Raw genomic sequence first — 19,195 nt, forward strand, 5'->3', positions numbered from 1 at the left:
GCCCGATCCCAGTGCCTGCAGACCTCCGGCGTCACTCCTCGTCGTCGAGGCCGCGTTCGATCGCCCACCGGGTGAGCTCGACGCGGTTGTGCATCTGCAGCTTGCGCAACGTGTTCTGGACGTGGTTCTGCACGGTGCGGTGGGAGATGAAGAGACGCTCGGCGATCTGCTTGTAGCTGAGTCCCTTGGCGACCATCCGCAGCACCTCGGTCTCACGCTCGGTGAGCTCGGAGACCGGGTCCTCGGGTTCGGACGGGTCAGCCATCCGCCGGAACTCGCCCAGCACCAGCCCGGCCAGACCGGGGGTGAAGACGGTGTCGCCGGCAGCAACCGCACGGACCGCGGCGATCAGTTCCTTGCTGGAGGCCGACTTCACCAGGTAGCCGGTGGCGCCTGCCTTCACGGCTTCGAGGACGTCGCCCTGCTCACCGGAGGCCGACAGGATCAGCACCCGGGCCGAGGGGTCGTGGGCCAGGACGGTCCGGGTCACCTCGACGCCGTTGGGTGCCGGGATCTGCAGGTCGAGCACGACCACCTGCGGGCGAGCCGCAGGGAAACGTGCCGTGGCCTCGAGCCCGGTAGAGGCCACCGCGACCACGTCGAAGCCGGCGTCGGCGAGGTCGCGTTCGACGGCGTCGCGCCACATCGGGTGGTCGTCGACGACCATCACTCGGATGGGCGGGGGCGCGTCCTGGGCGTTCTCGGTCACGGCCGTGACGATAGCGCCATCACTGCCGTGGGTGTCAGGAGTCCGCGTCGCGCGCACGGCGGTAACGGCCGCGACGGTGCACCAGCGGGTCGACGTCGTCAGCGGTCATGACGTCCTCGATCACGCATGTCACCTGCACCGACCAGCCGATCTCGCGCTCGTCCTCGAGCCGGACCGTCGCCCAGGTGCAGGGATCGACCAGACGCGGTCCGTGGTCGGTGTCGACGAACTCCGCTGCACCGAAGACACCGCCGGGCGCCGGCGAACGTCCGGCGAAGACCTCCGCCAGTTCGGTCTGGTGCCACGAGAGCAGATGGACGACGGCAGTCCCGGTACGACGCAGGTGGTCGACGAACTCCGAGAGCGGGTCGACGAACGCGACCACGCGGCCCGGTTCGCCCTGCACGACGGCGAGGGAGGAGATCGTCAGCCCTGCACCGTTGCCCTTGGTTCCTGCGGTCCACAGGGAGACCACTCCGCCGAGGCGGCCGCGCAACTGCCGGACGGCGTCGCGCTGGGGGTCGTTGTCGGCGAAGGGGTGTTCGGTGTGGATCGTCACCGTTCCACCGTACGTCGACACTCGGCAGGGCTCCGCCTCAGCGACCCGGTCACCGCGGCAGCGTGAACTCCCACTCGGTCCCCCACGAACCCGAACTGACCTCGGCCTCACCACCGACGTCGGCGATCCGGCCCCGGATCGAGGACGACACCCCCAAGCGTCCGTCGGCCTCGGCCTCGGCGAGTCGGCCCGGCTCGATGCCGGGGCCCTCGTCGCGCACCGAGACGACCACCCGGTCAGGGTGCTCCTCCAGCAGGATCCAGGACGGTGCGTCGAGACCGACGTGGGCGCGGACGTTGTCGAGGCAGGCCCGCACTGCGGCGACGACCTCGGTGGTGACGCGGACGGGCAGCAGCACGCTGCCTCCGGGGGTGACGACGGTGACCGACGCAGAGGCGATCATCGCGAGGTCGCCGGCGAGGTCGTGCGGTTCGTCGGGGTCGACCGACGAACCGTCACGGGTGTCGGGATCGACACTGTCCTGGGCGTGGATGAGCGAGCGCAACGCACTCTCCTGCTCCCCCGCGAGACGCCCGAGGTCAGCGAAGTCGCCTCCCAGTTCGGCTCCACGACGCTGCACCAGCGCCAGCACCTGCAGGACCCCGTCGTGCACGGCACGCGCCAGCCGGGTCCGTTCCTGAGCGACGGCGGCGAGGCGTTCGGCCTCGGCACGCTCCTCGGCCATCTGGACGAGCGAGCCGCACATGAAGCCCAGCACGGTGCCGCCCAGGAGAAGCAGGAAAACGTTGCCGTAGTTGGTCTGGGTGATCTCGTCGCGGATCGCCAGATCGACGCCGGCGAGCAGCAGGCCGGCTGCGAGGCCACCACGCCAGTGCCAGTGCACGGCCCACACCAGCAGCGGACCCATCACCCAGAAACCAGGAATGGTGGCGTTGAACGAGTCACCCTTGACCAGCGGGCTCGCCGCCATCGCCGCGAGCGCGATCATCAGGTCGAGCACCATCACCGGGGCGGTGCGGCCCCATGGGTGGCGGTAGATCCACAGCGCCGCGACGGTCCAGAGCACCAGACCGGAGACCACCGCCGCACCGGCGACGGGATGGGCAGCGAACGCACCCCAACGCCACACCGTCAGACCCACCATGTTGACGGTGGTGACGACACGCAGCACCGCGAGCGCGACGTTGAGACGGTCGATGACCGCCTCCCTCGCCGCGGAAGCTCCGGTCCCCCCGGACGGAGTGTTCACGTGATCAGGCCTTCGGCGACTCTGCCTCGCCGCTGACGTCGGACTCGGCTGCTGCCTTCTCCGCTGCTGCCTTCTCGGCGGCGGCCTTCTCCTTGGAGAGTTCCTTGGCCGCGGAGGCGTACATGTCGACGTACTCCTGCTCGGAGAGACGCATGATCTCGTACATGATCTCGTCGGTGACCGAGCGCAGGACGTAGCGGTCGTTCTCCATCCCGGCGTAGCGGGAGAAGTCGAGCGGCTTGCCGTAGCGCACGTGCGGACGGGTGAACGAGCCGAAGGTCTTGCCGGGAGGTGCGACCACGTCGGTGCCGATCACAGCGACCGGGATCACCGGGACGCCGCTGGTGAGCGCCAGGCGCGCCACACCGGTCTTGCCGCGGTAGAGCTTGCCGTCGTGCGAGCGGGTGCCCTCGGGGAAGATGCCGAAGAGGTCACCCTTGTCGAGGATCTCCGCGGCCGACTTCATGGCGCCCGCAGCAGCGCTGCCGCTGGCACGGTCGATCGGGACCTGACCGACGCCGGAGAAGAACATCTTCTGGAAGAAGCCCTTCACACCCGGGGTGGTGAAGTACTCCGACTTCGCCACGAACGTGACGCGACGGTTCAGCGTCAACGGCATGAAGAGCCAGTCGGCGTAGGAAAGGTGGTTGCAGGCCAGGATCGCGGGCCCTTCAGAGGGCACGTTGTCGAGGCCCTGCGTGTGAGGACGGAAGATGACCCGGAGGAACGGCCCGAGGGCGATCCACTTGAGGAACCAGTAGAGCACCCGTGGAGCCTAGCCCCTGTCGGGCGAGACGTTCTGCTCGCCGCGTGAGGCAAGACGAACCTGCGCCTCGATGCTGCCTCGATGCCGCCCCACCATCGCCGGACGAGGCTGTCCGACCCGCTCCGTGGCATGGACCAGCCGGGTAGTGTCGGCCCCGTGAGCACCCGTGACGAGGACGAGGCCTGGCGCGCCATCGTGGAGAACTACGGCGACCGCGCCGTGCTCGAGGACAACGCCGTGCTCGACGACGACGGACCCGCCATTGCCCGGACGACGGCGACCGAACGCATCGCGGACGACGCCGCGAGTGACTCTGCCCCCGGCACCGACCTCCAGCCCCCGGCCCGACCCGCCTTCGGACCCCAGCCCCGTCCGGCAGCCCCCTCCCCCGAGCCGCGTCCCACGCCGCCGGAGCCCGCACCGTTCCAACCCTTCGCCGGTCTGCCGGGTCGCGAGGAGGAACCTGCCGAGCTCGCGCCCGCCGACGAGGCCGACGGCTTCGTCCCGCCGGTTCCCGAGCTCCCGCAGATGGAACGTCGTCGGCTGATCGCCTGGCTCGCCGTCCTCGGTGCGCCTGTTGCGTTCGTGCTCGGCACGGTCGCGGACGTGAACGTCACCGGCCGCCTTGGCGCGCTGCTGGCCCTCTGCTTCATCGGCGGTCTGGGGTGGCTGGTCTACTCCATGCCCGGTGAGCCCCAGGATCCCTGGGACGACGGCGCCCGGATCTGATCCCGGCCGGCGACTGTTCAGGGCAGGCGCATCGCGAGGGTCGCGGCCCCGACCAGCCCGGCCTCGGCGCCGGTGACGGCGGCCACCACGTCCGGAACGACGCGGTGGGACCCACCGACGAGGTGTTGGGCCAACGCTTCCCGCGCCGGAGCCAACAACAGGTCCCCGGCCCGCGAGACCCCGCCACCGACGACGACGAGTTCGGGGTCGAGGGCCGCGACCAGGTTGGCCAGCCCGGCACCCAACCAGCTGCCGACCACCTCGAAGGCTTCGAGGGCGCTGGAGTCCCCGGCCTGAGCGGCCGCGGTGACCATCGGTCCGTCCAACCGCGCGAGGTCGCCGTCGCACTGCTCCTCGAGCAAGGTCCGCGCGTTCGAGCCTGCCCCGGACGAGTCCGGTTCGACGAAGGCAAGGTGGGCTGCCCGCGCGGCGCGGACGAGTGCCCGCCCTGAGGCGTACTGCTCCCAACATCCTTGCCCCCCGCACTCGCACGGGAGGCCGTCAGGAACCACCGTCATGTGCCCGTACTCGGCTGCCATGCCGTTGGCTCCCCGGGTCAGTCGACCGTGGACGACGAGTCCGCCACCGATGCCGGTGCCGACCGTCACCAGGACGACGGTGTCGCGACCTCGTGCCGTGCCCCACGCGTGCTCGGCGACCAGGGCGCAGGTGGCGTCGTTCTCCACCGCGACCGGGACCTGCCACCGTCGGGAGAGTCGCTCACGCACCGGTGCGTCTCGCCACGGGAGGTGCGGGGCGAACATCACCCGGTCACCGGTTCGGTCGACGAATCCAGCGGCCGAGAGGCCCACCGCGATCAGCGGCCGCTCACCGCGGGCCAGGGTGACGGCACGGTCGAGGGCGTCCTCGAGGACGTCGACCCCGACGGTGCGTCCCGGGGTGGGCACCTCGACGGGAGTCCCGGGTGTCCCGTCCGGTCCGACGACGGCAGCGAGCACCTTGGTCCCGCCGACGTCGACGCCGACCACGACGCCACTCGGCTCGGACGAACTCATGCTTCGGGGTCGAGGTCGATGTGTTCGACCGGGGTCTCCTGGGTGGGCCGAGCACTGGAGGGCGGAGCGGTGGGAGGCGGCGCGGTGTCGGGACGGGCAGCGTGACGTGCCTCGGCGACGGTCGAGAGCAGCGTCGAGGCCACGGCCACCAACGACGTCGCAGCCGTCGTCAGGTGTGCCTTCACCTCGGGGCTGACCTCACGGACCGCAGCGACGGTGCGACACACCGGGCACACGGTGCACTCGGCGCTGCCGGTGGCGAAGTGGGCGTCGGCCTCGTGGACATGTTCCTTGACGCTCTCCTTGACGCCCTCGCGCACCTGACCGGCGAGGTCGGCTGCCTGGTGGGTGACGTCGCTGCCGTGCTGGACGGCCCAGGTGGCGAAGGCTCCCGCGAACTTCGCGGCCTCCTGCGCCAGGGACCCCACGCCGTCGGGCGCACCGGGCTGCTCGTGGGACGCCTCGTCGCTCATGCTCGCTCCTCGTGATGGTTCGGGTGGTCGTCGCCCTCGGGTCCGTCCGACGGGCCGCCCGGGTCCGGGTCCCGGACGAACTGCACCCGGAGGGTCCCGTCGGCGACGCTCGCGCCGGTGACCTTCATCCGGGCCAGGATCGCCGGGAGCGACAGCACGCGACGATACGTCCCGCACTGCACCACGAGGTCTCCCCCGCGCCGGGCGAGCGAGGTGTCCGCCCTGGTCGCCAACGGAACCGGCAACGTCATCGTGGCGCCGTTCTCGGTGACCTCCACGTGCAGCGAGCCCACCCCCGGCCCTTCGGCGAGCGGGTCGGCGTCGCCGTGCAGTGCTGCTGCGACGTCGCGCAGCGCCTCCACGCCACGTGGTTCGCCGTCGCGATACCCGGAGCGCCACAGTCTGACCGGGGCGAACGACTCCTCCGCCTCGGCCAGGACCTCGTTCTGGGCCTGGACCCATCCCCGCAGCCAGTCGGCGGGGGCGCCGACCGCGTCGGCGTCCACGGCCGGGAAGACCCGGTTCACGACGACGGCGTCGACCCGGTAGCCGTGCATCGACAGGGTGGTCCAGGCGCGTCGAGCCTCGGCGAGCACCACCTGTTCGGGCGTCATCACCAGACGGACGGTGGTCTCGGGCCCGGTCAGGAGCGCGCGCACCTCGGAGAGCTCGCCGTGCAGGCGTTCCACCGCGGCGAAGACACCGTCACCGGGCATCGGCATCCCCACGGCCTTGCCCAGCAGCGGCCCGAAGGTGCGCATCACCCGGCGCTGCGGCGGGAAGACCCGGTCCATGTACCAGGTGAGGGCCTCGGGCAAGGAGAGCAGCCGGAGCGTCTCCGCCGTGGGTGCACAGTCGACGACGATCGCGTCGTAGTCGCCGCTGGCGGCCTGTCGACGCAACTCCAGCAGCGCCAGCACCTCCTCGGCGCCGGGGAGGACGGTGAGTTCCTCCGCCGCCACCGGATCGACCCCAGCGACCGTCATGACGTCGAGCAGGTAGGTCTGGATCTCGAGCCAGGACTCCTCGAAGCGACGTTGGGCGTCGACGTGCTGGACCCACAAGGTCTCGGTGACCTGCACGGGGTCGGCCCCGACCCTGACCCCGAACGCGTCGCCCAGCGAATGAGCAGTGTCGGTGGAGACCACCAACGTCCGCAGACCGCGCTCGGCGAGCAACGCCCCCGTGCCTGCGGAGACGGTCGACTTGCCGACCCCGCCCTTACCGGTGAACAGCAGGATCCGCACGTCTTGCTCCCTCGTGCTCGGTGGGGCACCAGATCGTCCTGGGGCCTGCTCGCTCAGGTGGCTCCGTCGTCAGTGCTCCGTCGTCACTCCGTCGTTCCGGTACCCGCGACACGCCCGGAACGACAGGTGGTTCAGAGAGACTCGACGCGCTTCTTCAGACCCTTGAGCGCGGTGTCGATGAGGATCTTCTCGCCCTTGCGCTTGAGCATCCCGATCAACGGGACGGCGACGTCGAGGGCCAGACGGTAGGTGACCTCGGTGCGTCCTTCGTCGAGGGCGTTGAGCTCATAGGCACCGTCGAGGGCCTTGAGCATCTTCCCCTCGACGAGCGTCCAGGTGACGCTGTCGTCGGCCCACGTGTAGGCGAGCGTGTACTCGTCCTTGATCGGGGTGACGTCGAGGGAGAAGAAGACCTGTTCGGCACGTCCGTCGGCGCCCCGTTCGACCACCTCGACCCGCTTCATGCCGGTGGCCCACGAGGGGTAGGCCTCGAAGTCTGCGATCACGGCCATGACGTCCGCGGGCGCGGCGTCCACGACGATGGTGGAAGTGGTCTGCTCAGCCATCTGGGCTCCTGGAAGCTCGCCAGCGGGAGGCACCCCCCGCGCGGTCGTCTCGAATGACCGGTGAGACTACCCGATCTGAACAGGTCACGTGACACGGGTAACCTGCCCTTGACTCATGACCTTATAGGGAGGCGTAAGAAGCGATGCGTGAGTTCTCCTCACCCCTCAAGACGAAGATTCCCACCACCGGGAACCTCACCGACGACGTCGTCCGCAACGCCGCCGAGATTCCCGACTTCGCCATGTTCAGCCGCAACACCGGTGACGTTTGGGAGGACGTCACCGCAGCGGAGTTCCTGGCACAGGTCCAGGGTGTCGCCAAGGGCCTCGTGGCCGCAGGTGTCGGGATCGGCGACCGTGTCGCGCTGATCTCCCGGACCCGCTACGAATGGACCCTGGTCGACTACGCGATCTGGTTCGCCGGCGCGGTCACCGTGCCGATCTACGAGACCTCCTCCACCGAGCAGGTCAAGCACATCCTCACCGACTCCGGTGCCGTGGCAGCCGTGGTCGAGAACGACGACCACTCGGCCCGGATCACCGAGATTCGCGACCAGGTGGGCGAGCTCAAGCACGTGTGGTCCTTCGCCGAGGACGCCGTCGCCGCACTGACCGCTCTGGGTGGCGACGTCTCCGACGCCGAACTCGAGGAACGCCGCACGACGGCCCAGCCCGACTCACTGGCGACCCTGATCTACACCTCCGGCACCACCGGGACCCCCAAGGGCTGCTTCGTCACCCACGGCAACTTCATGTTCGAGCTCGGCGTCGCCGTCGAGGACTCGATCAAGGAGATCTTCAAGCCGGGTGCAGCCACGCTGCTGTTCCTTCCGCTGGCCCACGTCTTCGCGCGGATCATCCAGATCGGTGCGATCAAGGCGCGCGCCCGTCTGGGCCACAGCCCCGACATCAAGAACCTCGTCGACGACCTCGGCGAGTTCAAGCCGACCTTCATCCTCGCCGTGCCCCGCGTCTTCGAGAAGGTCTTCAACTCCGCGTCGCAGAAGGCCCACGCCGGCGGCAAGGGCGCGATCTTCGACAAGGCCGCCGCAGCCGCGATCGACTGGTCCAAGGCTCTGGACACCGGCAAGGTGCCGCTCGGACTCAAGATCAAGCACGCGATCTACGGCAAGCTCGTCTACGGCAAGCTGCAGGCGGCGCTGGGCGGCAGCTGTGAGTTCGCGATCTCGGGTGGAGCACCGCTGGGCGAACGACTGGGCCACTTCTACCGTGGCATCGGCGTCACCGTCCTGGAGGGCTACGGCCTCACCGAGAGCACCGCGGCGCTGGCGGTCAACCAGGTCCACGCCACCAAGATCGGGTCCGTGGGACGTCCCCTGGGTGGCACCTCGGTGCGGGTCGCTGAGGACGGCGAGCTGCTGTTCAAGGGTGGCCAGGTGTTCAAGGGTTACTGGAACAACGAGAAGGCCACCGCCGACGTGCTCGACGACGAGGGCTGGTTCCGCACCGGCGACGTCGGCGAGATCGACGAAGAGGGCTTCATCCGGATCACCGGTCGCAAGAAGGAGATCATCGTGACCGCCGGCGGCAAGAACGTCGCCCCGGCCGTCCTGGAGGACCGCATGCGCGGCCACCTGCTGATCGACCAGTGCATCGTGGTGGGCGACGGTCAGCCGTTCATCGGTGCCCTGATCACCCTCGACCCCGAGACCCTGCCCAGTTGGGCCGAACTCAAGGGCAAGAAGGGGCGCACCGTCGAGGAACTGCTCTTCGACGCCGACCTGCGCGCCGAGATCGACGCTGCCGTCGAGGACGCCAACAAGGCGGTGTCGCGGGCGGAGTCCATCCGCAAGTACACGATCCTGCCGGCCTCCTGGACCGAGGAGGGTGGCCAGCTCACCCCGTCGCTGAAGCTGCGTCGCAACGTGGTCATGCGTGACTTCCGCGACGACGTCGAGGCGCTCTACCTTCCTTGAGCAAAACCCCTGCATCACCCGGTCCAGACAACTAGCGTTTGTTAAAGGTTTCCACCACGCCCATCATCAGGTTTGGGCACTGTGTGGGCACAGTGAAGCAACGCGGTGTCCGGTCCTAGGCGGACCGTCCTCCGCCTAGGACCGGAGGGCTGTACACACCCATGGATCGACGCAAGCTCCTTCTCGTCATGGCCGTCGTGGTCGCCCTCGTGGGCGCCGGACTGGTCTTCGTCTACGCGAAGGGCGCAGACTCCCGTGCTGCTGAGCAGTACCGCCCGGTGTCGGTCTTCGTGGCCACCCAGGACATCGCTGTCGGTGAGTCCTTCGACCAGGCCCTGGCCAGCCAGAAGATCACCCAGCGCGACATTCCCGAGAACGTCCGGGTCGCCACCGCCGTCACCTCCGTCGAGGAGCTGGCCGGCCAGAGCGCCAACGCCCGCATCGACGCCGGCGAGCAGATCCTGACCAGCAACTACGGCGGCGAGAACACCGCCACCGTGCTGGCGATCCCCGACGGCCTGATGGCCGTCTCGGTGCAGCTCAGCGACACCGCCCGCGTCGCCGGATTCGTCGGCGCCGGTTCCGAGGTCGTCATCTGGCTCAACGGCGCCCTGGACGAAGAGGGCTCCAAGATGTCGACCCGCGTCCTGCTCGACCGTGCCCAGGTGATCGCCGCGGGTTCCACGTCGACCCAGAACACCACCAACGAGGACGGCACCTCGACCGTGCCCGAGCAGATGCCCCGCGCTCTGCTGACCCTCGCTCTCTCCCAGGAGGACGCCGAGCGCGTCCAGCTGGGCTCCCGTGTCGGTGAGCTCTCCTTCGGACTCCTGACCTCCGAGAGCAAGGTCAAGCCCACCAAGGGCCTCGACGTCGACTCGCTGTTCCGCTGACCCCAGGAGCGTCATGCCCATCCTTCTCGGAGCCTCTCCCGCCACTGCAGCGTCGATCCTCACCGTGCTGCCCGCCGGCAGCCAGGTGGTGGACACCACCGACCGTCTCTTCCACTGGCTCTCCAGCCACCCCGAGGAGTACGCGGTCCTGGTCGGCCCGCAGGTCGGCGTCGACGACGCCATGGCCATCGCCGAGCGCATGCGCTCGCTCATGCCGACCACCAGCGTCGTACTGGTGCGCGACACCGTCGACGCCGCGGTGCTGACCCAGGCCATGCACTCGGGTGTGCGCGAAGTCGTCGCCGCCTCCGACCTCAACCAGGTCAGTGGCGCACTCCAGCGGGCCCACGGGCTCGCCGTGGCGCTGCGCGGGAACAACCCCTCCTCGTCACAGAAGAGCGGCCGGGTCATCACGATCTTCTCCCCCAAGGGAGGCGTCGGGAAGACCACCATGTCGGTCAACCTCGCCATCGCGCTGATGCGCGGTGGCCGCAACAGCGTCTGCGTCGTCGATCTCGACCTCGCGTTCGGGGACATCGCGATCACCCTGCAGCTGTTCCCGACCCACACGATCGAGCACGCCATCGGCGGCGAGAGCGTCATGGACCTCTCCTTCGTCGAGGAGCTCATGACGCCGCACGAGAGCGGCCTCAAGGTCCTGGCCGCCCCCAGCCAGCCCGACGCCCGAGAGCGCGTCACCGGCACCCTGGTCGCCACCCTGCTGGAGACCCTGCGCGAGCACTACGACTACGTCGTGCTCGACACCGCTCCCGCATTCGACGAGCAGACGCTGACCGCCCTCGACGAGACCGACGAGTGCATCATCGTCGCCACCCTCGACGTGCCCACGCTCAAGAACGTCAAGGTCGCCCTCGAGACCCTCGACGTCCTCGGCGTCGCCGAGGGACACCGTCACCTGCTCCTCAACCGTGCCGACGCAGCCGTCGGCATCGGCCCCGACAAGGTGGAAGGCATCCTGGCCATGAACATCGCCGTCCAGGTCGCCACCTCCCTCGACATCGCGAAGGCCACCAACGCAGGCCGCCCGCTGATGCTCTCCAACCCCTCCCACCCCTCGTCGCAGGCCGTGCGGAAGCTGGCCGAGACCCTGATGGGCGCCGACCAGCGCTCCTCGGCCGGCCAGATCGCCGAGCAGGCCCCGCGTCGCGAGGAGCCGAGCAAGCGTTTCCGTCTGAGCAGGAGGTGAGGCGACCATGAGCAACCTCTCCGAACGTCTCGCGGCCCGTCGAGCCGCCGAAGCAGCGGCCCTGGCCGCCACGGTCGTCGAGAACGCCCCGACCACCGAGGGCGTCGACGTCGTCGAGCCCTCTCTGGCGGCCTCATCGGCGTTCCCGGGTGCCAGTGTCGCGTTCTCCACGCCCCCGGCAGTTCCCCCCGCAGCTCCCCCGGCAGCTCCCGCCGTCACGCTGACGGGCACCGAGGCGCCCGAGAGTGCCGCACCGCGTGTGCCGAGCACCGCCTCGACCTCGCCGCTGCAGAATCGCAAGGCTCCCACTGCGACCAAGTCCGAGACCGGCGCTCGCCGTGCAGCCCCCGTGGGCAACGACCGCATGGACGAGCTGAAGGCATCGGTGCACGCCGAACTGCTGCGTCAGCTCGGTCCCCAGCTCTACGACTCCTCGCTCGACCAGAACGACCTGGACCAGAAGGTCCGGGCCGCGCTGGCCGACGTGCTCGGCAAGCAGGACCGACCGATCTCGGCCAGCGACCGTCAGCAGATCACCAGCGAGATCAGCGACGACATCCTCGGCTACGGCCCGATCGAGCCCTACCTGCGCGACCCCGACGTCTCCGAGGTCATGGTCAACGGCCCCTACAACATCTGGCTCGAACGCAAGGGCAAGCTGGTCGCCGCCGACGGCACCTTCAACGACGAGGCCCACCTGCGCCGCACGATCGAGAAGATCGTCTCCCGCATCGGCCGCCGTGTCGACGAGTCCAGCCCGATGGTGGACGCCCGTCTGCCTGACGGATCGCGTGTCAACGCCGTCGTGCCGCCCCTGGCGGTGGACGGTTCGGCACTCACGATCCGTAAGTTCGCCACCGACCCGCTGACCGCCGACGACCTCGTGCGTTTCGGGTCCCTGACCCCGCGCACCAAGGCGTTCCTCGACGCCTGCGTGAAGGGCCGCCTCAACATCATCGTGTCGGGATCCACCGGTGCCGGAAAGACGACCACCCTGAACGTGCTGTCGTCGTTCATCCCCGCCGACGAGCGGATCGTCACGATCGAGGACGCCGCCGAGCTCCAGCTCAAGCAGGAGCACGTGGTGCGTCTGGAGTCGCGTCCGGCCAACATCGAGGGCAAGGGCGCCGTCACCATCCGCGACCTCGTCAAGAACTCCCTGCGCATGCGGCCCGACCGCGTCGTCGTGGGTGAGATCCGTGACTCGTCCGCGCTCGACATGCTGCAGGCCATGAACACCGGTCACGACGGCTCGATCACCACCATCCACTCCAACGGTCCCCGTGACACGCTCGCGCGTGTCGAGACCCTGGTGCTGATGGCGGGCATGGACCTGCCGATCCGGGCGATCCGTGAGCAGGTGGCCTCGGCCGTCGACCTGATCGTGCACCAGACCCGCTTCAAGGACGGCTCGCGTCGCATCACCCACCTCACCGAGGTGGAGCGGATGGAGGGCGACATCATCACCCTCCAGGACATCTTCGTCTACGACCACTCGGCCGGCTTCGACGCCCGCGGCAAGGTCAAGGGGTCGCTCAAGGCCACCGGTCTGCGACCCAAGTTCCTGGAGAAGCTGGGACACAACAACGTCGAGGTCGACCCGCTGCTGTTCACGCCGGAAAGGTTGTGAGTTCCATGGACACCAGCATCGTGGCAGCCGCTGCGGGCGCTGCCCTCCCCGACTGGTCGCTGTGGGTGGCCGTCGGGCTCGTCCTGGCCGGCCTGCTCGGCGCCGGGACCCTGCTCTTCGCGACCGGGCGCAAGGAGGCCGACCTCTCCGTCGAGGAACGCGTCGCGCTCTACGCCAGCGGCGCCGGGGTTGCTGCCCCCGGTCCCGGTGGTCACCGCGCCACCCCTGCGTCCGAGTACCCCTTCGAGACCACCAAGGCGGCTGCCGAGGCGCTCCTGAAGCGCAACAAGTCGCTCGAGGAGAAGCTCGCGCTGCAACTCGAGGCTGCTGGCAGCGGCTTCAAGGCTTCGGAGTGGCTGCTGCTGCGTCTCGGCGTCATCGTGGTCGCCGGGTTCCTCGGTCTGCTGATCGGTGGCGGCAACGTCATCCTGGGGCTGCTCTTCCTTGCCCTCGGTTTCGCCGGGCCCTCGTTCTTCCTCAAGTTCAAGCGTGCCAAGCGGGTCAAGTCCTTCAACTCCCAGCTCCCCGACACCCTGCAGCTGATGTCGGGATCGCTGTCGGCTGGTCTCTCCCTGGCCCAGTCGGTCGACACCATCGTGAACGAGGGCACCGAGCCGATGGCTTCGGAGTTCCGCAAGGTCCTGGTCGAGACCCGTCTCGGCGTCGAGCTCGAGGACGCCCTCGAGGGCATCGTGGAGCGGTTCGACTCCAAGGACTTCGGGTGGGTCGTCATGGCCATCCGGATCCAGCGTCAGGTCGGCGGAAACCTCGGTGAACTCCTCGACACCGTCGCCGGCACCATCCGCGAGCGCGACTACATGCGTCGTCAGGTCGACGCCCTCGCCTCCGAGGGCAAGATCTCGGCGATGGTCATCGGTGGTCTTCCGCCGGTCTTCACCCTCTACCTGCTCCTGGTCCAGCGCGACTACGTGATGCCGATGTTCACCGAGCCACTCGGACTGCTGATGCTCGGTGCCGCCTGCGCGATGCTCGGCGTCGGCATCTTCTGGACCACCCGACTCATCAAGATGGAGGTCTGAGATGGTGCTCTTCCTGGGACTTCTCATGGTCATCGTCGCGATCGTCATCGTGGGCATGGCCTTGCCGAGCCGCGACACCACCCCGGTCGGCAGCGTGGGTCGGTCCCTCGCTGCCCTGGAGTCGTTCGGCCAGAACATCCCCAAGGAGCTCACTGCTGAGCTCGACCGCCCCTTCGCCGAGCGCATCCTCGCTCCGTTCCAGAACCGCGCCCTCACCATCGGACGCCGACTCAGCGGACGCGACAGCGCGGAGCGGATCGAGCGCAAGCTCGAACTCGCCGGAAACCCGGTGGGGTGGACCGTCGACCGGGTCGTCGCGATGAAGGTGATCGGAGCCGTCGGTGGCCTGATCGCCGCCTTCATCTTCTCCCCCGTCCTGGGACTCAGCGGGATCAAGCTCGTCGGCTTCCTCGCCGTGGGTGTCGCCGTCGGGTACATGGGCGCCGACATGTTCCTGTACCAGAAGGGCTACGACCGCCAGAACCGGATCGCGGTGGAGCTTCCCGACGCCATCGACCTGCTCACCATCTCGGTCGAGTCCGGTCTCGCGTTCGACGCCGCCGTGCAGCAGGTGGCCACCAACACCGACGGCCCGCTGGCCGAGGAGTTCGGCCGGGTCCTGCGCGAGATGCAGATCGGACGAGGACGTGCCGATGCGCTGCGCGCGCTCGGCGACCGCACCAACCTGGAGGAGCTGCGTTCCTTCGTCGGGGCCATGGTCCAGGCCGACGCGTTCGGCATCCCGATCGGCCAGGTGCTGCGTGTGCAGTCCTCCGAGATGCGTACCAAGCGCCGCCAGAAGGCCGAGGCGAAGGCTCAGCAGATCCCGGTCAAGATGACCATCCCGCTGATCTTCTGCATCCTGCCCACCCTCTTCATCATCGTCCTGGGCCCTGCCGTCATCTCGATCATGGACTCGTTCGGCTGATGCTCTGGCGAGGGCCACTGCCTCACACGAGCCTCGCTGACGGTGCCCGGGCCTTCGTGCTGGCACTCGTCGCAGCTGCGGCTCTGTGGACCCGAGAACCGGCAGGGGCCCTCGGTCTGGTCGAACTGGCCGTCATCTGGGGCTTGAGTTCCTGGCTGCTCCGCACCCGTACCTCGACGGCGCTGGTCCATCTGGGCGAGGCAGCCGCCGTGGCCCTCGTGGCCACCGTCCACCTCGGCGTCGCGCCCGCTCTGGTCGCCGCCGTCGCGGTGCCGCCTTTCGCCCACGGACTCGTCCGTGGGCTGCGCGGCGTGCTGCACACCCTGCTCGTGCAGTCCACGGTGATGTCGGTCGTCGTCCTCGTCTCTCCCCAGCGCGTCGAGGTCTCCCAGACCGCGGACCTGTTCACCTGGCTGGTCACCGGGCTGGGGCTGGGCCTGATCGCCAGCTTCTACGTCTCCCAGACCACCGCCGACACCACCACCCGTGCCTACGGCGAGGCTCGGGAGCTCCTGACCGAGCTCAACCACCTCGCCGGGGAACTGACCGGTGGCCTCGACCCGAGCAGCATGGGCGCGGCCGTCCTGGAGCAGGTCCACTCCACGCTCCCTCTGGAGCGTGCCGCGTTGTGGGTCGAGCGTGAGGGAGCACTCCTGCCGCTGGTCGACCACGCGGCCCCGGCCCACTCCGACGACGCACGTCCTGAGGACGGCGCCGAGCCGCTGGCCCAGCGCGCCTGGCAGCAGGGCTGCCCGGTCGTCGAGGAGCGGGCCTTCGCTTTTGCCGTCACCCACCACTCCACCCCGATCGCGGTGGTCACCGGAACGGTCTCCCCCGGTCTGCGCCCCGAGGCCCAGGACCTGCTCCACGTCCTCGAACGGCTCGCCGCACAGATCGCACCTGCTGCGGTGCGCCTCGACGCCGCCCAGCTCTTCGTCTCCTTCCGCGACGCCGCCATGCGCGACGAGCGACGCCGCATGGCCCGGGAGATGCACGACGGCATGGCGCAGGACATCGCGTCCATGGGGTACGTCGTCGACGCCTTGATCTCGACCGCCACGCCCCAGCAGGAACAGGCCCTGCGTCAGCTGCGCTCCATGATCACCCGCGTCGTCGGCGAGGTGCGCCGTTCGGTGATGACGTTGCGCACCCAGGCCGGCGCCAGCGAGAGTCTGGGGGCCGCCATCGCGACAATGGCACGCCACCTCTCCGACGTCTCCGGCACCCCGATCCACGTCACCGTCGACGAGCGAACCACCCGACTCCGGCACGAGGTCGAGGCAGAACTCCTGAGGATCGCCCAGGAGGCCATGAACAACGCCGTCCGGCACGCCCACGCCGGCCGGATCGACGTGCGGTGCCGGGTCCACGCACCCTTCGCCGAGGTGGAGGTGCAGGACGACGGCCTCGGTCTGCAGGCCGGCCGTCGTGACTCCCACGGGCTCTCGATCATGCGGGAGCGGGCGTCCCTCATCAACGGCGTGCTCGAGGTCCGTTCCACGCCCGACCAAGGCACCTTGGTGCGCGTCCGCGTGGGGACGCGTGAGGAGTCCTCCCCCGCCCCGCCCTCGGAACGTCACGCACCCGTCAGCACCCCCTCCCTGTAGTCCTTCCCGCACAGACCTGCCCTGTAGCCCCGGCGTCGCCGGTGGTTGACCGTCACGAAGAGGAACTGATGAGCGAGAACTCGCCCACGTCCGAGCCCACGACCGTCCTGCTGGTCGATGACCACGAGCTGATCCGCTCCGGTCTGGCGACCTCCTTCCTTCTCGACCCGGCCACGCAGGTGGTGGGGCAGGCCGGAAGCGTCCAGGAAGCGATGGCGGTCTTCGAGCAGACGCGTCCCCAGGTGGTGGTCACCGACCTGCAGCTGCCGGACGGCACCGGGCTCGACATCGTCCGTGCGGTTCGCCGCGATTACCCCGGCACCGGCCTGGTCGTCCTGACCATGCACTCGGGCGACGAGCAGATCTTCGCTGCCATGGAAGCCGGCGCCTCTGCCTTCGTCGGCAAGGACGCTCCGTCGACCGACGTGGTCAAGGCGGCCAAGCACGCTGCGCGTTCTCCACGCACGTTCATGTGTGCAGCGCTGTCGGCGGCGATGATCCGTCGGATGAGTGGGGAGACCTCCCGCCTCTCGGACCGGGAGCACGAGGTCCTGCTGCTGCTGGCGGACGGTCTGGGCGGGTCACAGATCGCGGCTCAGCTCTTCATGAGCGAGTCGACGGCCAAGTCCCACATCACCCGGATCTACCAGAAGTTGGGCGCCAGCAATCGGGCCCAGGCGTTGGTCACCGCGATGCGGACCGGTCTGTTGTCCTCCCTCGGCCCCGCTCGCTGATCCCGTCGCGGACGGGAGCCCGACGCCGGCGCCAAGTACCCCCAGCGGCATAGCCCGAATTGACTAGGCAGAGGTGACTGAACCTCTGACCGCACCCGCTCGGCATCTGCCACAGGATGAGGCCATCGGGTCGGGCGGAACGCCTCCCGGACACCCACACGTTGAACCTCCGGAAGGAAACACCATGATTCAGTACCTCACCATCATGCTCCAGGCCCAGAAGGCCAAGATGGACGAGCGCGGCGCCTCCGCCGTCGAGTACGGCCTCCTGGTCGCCGGCATCGCTGCCGTCATCGTCGTCGCCGTCTTCGCCTTCGGTGACGTCGTCAAGGACATCTTCAGCGGAACCTCGAGCAAGATCACCGCGAGCACCAGCGCCCGCAGCTGATTGACGTTGGCGAGGGGCACACGTCGGCCCAACTGACGCGTGCCCCTCACTGTCTCTGACAAGGAGTGTCCTTTGACCCGAGCGAAGAACTCAAAGAGTGCGACCTCCTCCGATGAGTCTCCGCGCGAGGACGAAACCGGGGCCTCTGCCGTTGAGTACGGCTTGCTCGTCGCCGGCATAGCCGCCGTCGTAGTCATCGCCGTCTTTGTCTTCGGCGATGCCTTGACTGCCCTCATGAGTGACTCCTGTGGAACCATCACAGCTTGGGTACAGGGCAGTTGCAGCGGCCCCAGTACCCCCTGAGCCATTCAGACGTCCTAGTTCACTCCTCGACGCGCGTAGTCCACGCGCTCCAGAACCGTGGGATGGGTTCCCCACAGGAACTGGGACCACCGCGGGGGTCGGGGATCACTCAGGGCCCGCGTCGCCAGTGAGACCTGGACAGTCACGAAGGACTCCGGGTCCCCCGTCACCTGCACCGCGGTCCGATCAGCTTCCCGCTCCATCGACCTGCTCACACCGCTTTGGACGGGCGCAGACACCTGCAGGCCAACGAGTACCAGCAGCATCACCAGTGGCACTCCCCCGGCACCCTTCTGGCGCCTCGGGAGCAACAGCCCCAGAAGCCCCGCGCCGAGCACCGCACCGGACGCACCCAGCAGGGTTCCCGTCAGGACGTGCTGGTGGCGCGCGTGCGCCAACTCATGGGCCACCACGGCCAGCACCTGCCCTCGCGGCAACTCCTCAACCAGCGTGTCGTGCAGGACGATGCGTCGTGTCGAGCCGAAACCCGAGACCCACGCGTTGTAGGTCGTGGTCCGACGTGAAGCGTCCGCGACGACCACGTCGCCCACGTCGACCCCCTCATCCTGCGCGAGGGCCATCACGGCATCGCGTAGTTCGCCCTGCGGAAGCGGACTGAACTGGTTGTGGAGCGGCTCCACGAAGACCGGGTAGAGCCACGAGCCGGACACCACGAGCACCGCCAGAACACATCCCACCAACACCGGCCAGAACCGCGGCAGGCGCCTCAGGGCGCCCAGGACCAACAGCACGAGCAGCACCTGAACGACGATCGACGAGGCCAACCCCACCCCCACGTCACGGAGCCAACCGGTCCAGTCCTGCGTACTGATCCCGTGGTCGACACGGTTGCGGAAAGCGCCGTAGGAGAGCGGCAACGTGATGAGCCGCTGCCCGAGCAGGAGCAGGCCGACCGCCAGCGCCGACGTCATCCACCACGGCCCCCGCCACTGTCCGAACCACGCGCGAACGCGGGTCGAACTCGCCACCACGACGTACCACAGCAGGGTGAGCACCAGCGAGGTCCAGCTCCAGAAGCGGGCCCGATCGGTGTACTCGTCCACCCGCGCGAGGTGGGTGGCGGTGAAGAGTTCGTCCTCGAGACCGACGGGAACGACCGGGGCAGTGCTCCACGGAACCCAGAACGCGCTGAGCAGAGCCAGCCCCACCGCCCCCAGGGCGACGACGACCAGCGAGACCGAACGCGTCGTCACCCGCGCGGTCGGACGCCCCTCAGCGCTGTGCAGCAACAT

Annotated in this window: 20 protein-coding genes; 11 read left to right on the forward strand and 9 right to left on the reverse strand. The window is 68.9% G+C overall.

What is annotated here, in order from left to right:
- Positions 1–31 precede the first annotated feature (31 nt).
- The 4 genes from EOV43_RS10015 to EOV43_RS10030 all read right to left on the reverse strand — a co-directional run bounded on the left by EOV43_RS10015 (position 32) and on the right by EOV43_RS10030 (position 3,244).
- Positions 32–667, reverse strand: coding sequence for a response regulator (locus EOV43_RS10015; protein ID WP_128222265.1), 636 nt, complete (start codon positions 665–667; stop codon positions 32–34).
- A 76-nt stretch (positions 668–743) separates the two neighbouring features.
- Entirely contained in the window at positions 744–1,268 is a 525-nt protein-coding gene (locus tag EOV43_RS10020) for a flavin reductase family protein (protein ID WP_128221156.1), read from the reverse strand.
- 49 nt (positions 1,269–1,317) lie between these two features.
- Positions 1,318–2,478, reverse strand: a complete 1,161-nt coding sequence (macS, locus tag EOV43_RS10025; RefSeq protein WP_128221157.1) for a MacS family sensor histidine kinase — start codon at positions 2,476–2,478, stop codon at positions 1,318–1,320.
- Between the two features lie 4 nt (positions 2,479–2,482).
- Complete coding sequence (locus EOV43_RS10030) at positions 2,483–3,244, reverse strand: lysophospholipid acyltransferase family protein (RefSeq protein ID WP_128221158.1); 762 nt, start codon at positions 3,242–3,244, stop codon at positions 2,483–2,485.
- Between the two features lie 156 nt (positions 3,245–3,400).
- Between EOV43_RS10030 and EOV43_RS10035 the strand changes: the two genes are divergently transcribed.
- Positions 3,401–3,973: a hypothetical protein gene (locus EOV43_RS10035; protein ID WP_128221159.1), complete on the forward strand. Its 573-nt coding sequence runs from the start codon at positions 3,401–3,403 to the stop codon at positions 3,971–3,973.
- 17 nt (positions 3,974–3,990) lie between these two features.
- Here the strand turns inward: EOV43_RS10035 and EOV43_RS10040 are convergent, their stop codons facing one another.
- From EOV43_RS10040 to EOV43_RS10055, 4 genes are all read right to left on the reverse strand, one after another.
- Positions 3,991–4,989 carry an ROK family protein gene (locus EOV43_RS10040; protein ID WP_128221160.1) on the reverse strand — a complete coding sequence of 333 codons (999 nt, stop codon included), beginning with the start codon at positions 4,987–4,989 and terminating at the stop codon, positions 3,991–3,993.
- Positions 4,986–5,462 carry a hypothetical protein gene (locus EOV43_RS10045; protein WP_128221161.1) on the reverse strand — a complete coding sequence of 159 codons (477 nt, stop codon included), beginning with the start codon at positions 5,460–5,462 and terminating at the stop codon, positions 4,986–4,988. The genes EOV43_RS10040 and EOV43_RS10045 overlap by 4 nt, the downstream gene beginning before the upstream one ends.
- Positions 5,459–6,709, reverse strand: a complete 1,251-nt coding sequence (locus EOV43_RS10050) for an ArsA family ATPase (RefSeq protein ID WP_128221162.1) — start codon at positions 6,707–6,709, stop codon at positions 5,459–5,461. Before EOV43_RS10050 ends, EOV43_RS10045 begins: the two co-directional genes overlap by 4 nt.
- A 131-nt stretch (positions 6,710–6,840) precedes the next feature.
- Positions 6,841–7,275 (reverse strand): SRPBCC family protein, encoded by a 435-nt coding sequence (locus EOV43_RS10055; RefSeq protein WP_128221163.1) that lies wholly within the window; start codon positions 7,273–7,275, stop codon positions 6,841–6,843.
- 143 nt (positions 7,276–7,418) lie between these two features.
- On the opposite strand from EOV43_RS10055, the gene EOV43_RS10060 reads away from it, so the two are divergent.
- The 10 genes from EOV43_RS10060 to EOV43_RS10105 all read left to right on the forward strand — a co-directional run bounded on the left by EOV43_RS10060 (position 7,419) and on the right by EOV43_RS10105 (position 17,942).
- Positions 7,419–9,212: an AMP-dependent synthetase/ligase gene (locus tag EOV43_RS10060; protein ID WP_128221164.1), complete on the forward strand. Its 1,794-nt coding sequence runs from the start codon at positions 7,419–7,421 to the stop codon at positions 9,210–9,212.
- Positions 9,213–9,373: 161 nt separating this feature from the next.
- Positions 9,374–10,105 carry a Flp pilus assembly protein CpaB gene (cpaB, locus tag EOV43_RS10065; protein ID WP_128221165.1) on the forward strand — a complete coding sequence of 244 codons (732 nt, stop codon included), beginning with the start codon at positions 9,374–9,376 and terminating at the stop codon, positions 10,103–10,105.
- A gap of 13 nt (positions 10,106–10,118) precedes the next feature.
- On the forward strand, positions 10,119–11,312 hold the full coding sequence (locus EOV43_RS10070; RefSeq protein WP_128221166.1) for a CpaE/TadZ family protein: 1,194 nt from the start codon (positions 10,119–10,121) through the stop codon (positions 11,310–11,312).
- Positions 11,313–11,319: 7 nt separating this feature from the next.
- Positions 11,320–12,942, forward strand: coding sequence for a TadA family conjugal transfer-associated ATPase (locus EOV43_RS10075; RefSeq protein WP_128221167.1), 1,623 nt, complete (start codon positions 11,320–11,322; stop codon positions 12,940–12,942).
- A 5-nt stretch (positions 12,943–12,947) separates the two neighbouring features.
- Positions 12,948–13,982, forward strand: a complete 1,035-nt coding sequence (locus tag EOV43_RS10080) for a type II secretion system F family protein (protein WP_128221168.1) — start codon at positions 12,948–12,950, stop codon at positions 13,980–13,982.
- 1 nt (position 13,983) lies between these two features.
- A complete protein-coding gene (locus EOV43_RS10085; RefSeq protein ID WP_128221169.1) occupies positions 13,984–14,910 on the forward strand; it encodes a type II secretion system F family protein in 927 nt (308 codons plus the stop codon).
- 56 nt (positions 14,911–14,966) lie between these two features.
- Positions 14,967–16,517: a sensor histidine kinase gene (locus EOV43_RS10090; protein ID WP_164878696.1), complete on the forward strand. Its 1,551-nt coding sequence runs from the start codon at positions 14,967–14,969 to the stop codon at positions 16,515–16,517.
- A 68-nt stretch (positions 16,518–16,585) separates the two neighbouring features.
- Positions 16,586–17,251: a response regulator transcription factor gene (locus EOV43_RS10095; protein WP_128221171.1), complete on the forward strand. Its 666-nt coding sequence runs from the start codon at positions 16,586–16,588 to the stop codon at positions 17,249–17,251.
- Between the two features lie 184 nt (positions 17,252–17,435).
- On the forward strand, positions 17,436–17,639 hold the full coding sequence (locus EOV43_RS10100) for a Flp family type IVb pilin (protein WP_128221172.1): 204 nt from the start codon (positions 17,436–17,438) through the stop codon (positions 17,637–17,639).
- 39 nt (positions 17,640–17,678) lie between these two features.
- Positions 17,679–17,942, forward strand: coding sequence for a Flp family type IVb pilin (locus EOV43_RS10105; protein WP_239022072.1), 264 nt, complete (start codon positions 17,679–17,681; stop codon positions 17,940–17,942).
- Between the two features lie 14 nt (positions 17,943–17,956).
- On the opposite strand, the gene EOV43_RS10110 is transcribed toward EOV43_RS10105, so the two are convergent.
- Positions 17,957–19,195, reverse strand: coding sequence for a M48 family metalloprotease (locus EOV43_RS10110; protein ID WP_128221174.1), 1,239 nt, complete (start codon positions 19,193–19,195; stop codon positions 17,957–17,959).

This window comes from Nocardioides yefusunii, assembly GCF_004014875.1.
Classification (GTDB): domain Bacteria; phylum Actinomycetota; class Actinomycetes; order Propionibacteriales; family Nocardioidaceae; genus Nocardioides; species Nocardioides yefusunii.

Bases quoted from the DNA above. Each gene is read 5' to 3' on its own strand.
- EOV43_RS10015 (WP_128222265.1), bottom strand. From the start codon at position 667: ATGGTCGTCGACGACCACCCGATGTGGCGCGACGCCGTCGAACGCGAC.
- EOV43_RS10055 (WP_128221163.1), bottom strand. From the start codon at position 7,275: ATGGCTGAGCAGACCACTTCCACCATCGTCGTGGACGCCGCGCCCGCG.
- EOV43_RS10040 (WP_128221160.1), bottom strand. From the start codon at position 4,989: ATGAGTTCGTCCGAGCCGAGTGGCGTCGTGGTCGGCGTCGACGTCGGC.
- EOV43_RS10100 (WP_128221172.1), top strand. From the start codon at position 17,436: ATGATTCAGTACCTCACCATCATGCTCCAGGCCCAGAAGGCCAAGATG.
- EOV43_RS10080 (WP_128221168.1), top strand. From the start codon at position 12,948: ATGGACACCAGCATCGTGGCAGCCGCTGCGGGCGCTGCCCTCCCCGAC.
- EOV43_RS10045 (WP_128221161.1), bottom strand. From the start codon at position 5,462: ATGAGCGACGAGGCGTCCCACGAGCAGCCCGGTGCGCCCGACGGCGTG.
- EOV43_RS10085 (WP_128221169.1), top strand. From the start codon at position 13,984: ATGGTGCTCTTCCTGGGACTTCTCATGGTCATCGTCGCGATCGTCATC.
- EOV43_RS10095 (WP_128221171.1), top strand. From the start codon at position 16,586: ATGAGCGAGAACTCGCCCACGTCCGAGCCCACGACCGTCCTGCTGGTC.
- EOV43_RS10060 (WP_128221164.1), top strand. From the start codon at position 7,419: ATGCGTGAGTTCTCCTCACCCCTCAAGACGAAGATTCCCACCACCGGG.
- EOV43_RS10110 (WP_128221174.1), bottom strand. From the start codon at position 19,195: ATGTTGCTGCACAGCGCTGAGGGGCGTCCGACCGCGCGGGTGACGACG.
- EOV43_RS10070 (WP_128221166.1), top strand. From the start codon at position 10,119: ATGCCCATCCTTCTCGGAGCCTCTCCCGCCACTGCAGCGTCGATCCTC.
- cpaB (WP_128221165.1), top strand. From the start codon at position 9,374: ATGGATCGACGCAAGCTCCTTCTCGTCATGGCCGTCGTGGTCGCCCTC.
- EOV43_RS10075 (WP_128221167.1), top strand. From the start codon at position 11,320: ATGAGCAACCTCTCCGAACGTCTCGCGGCCCGTCGAGCCGCCGAAGCA.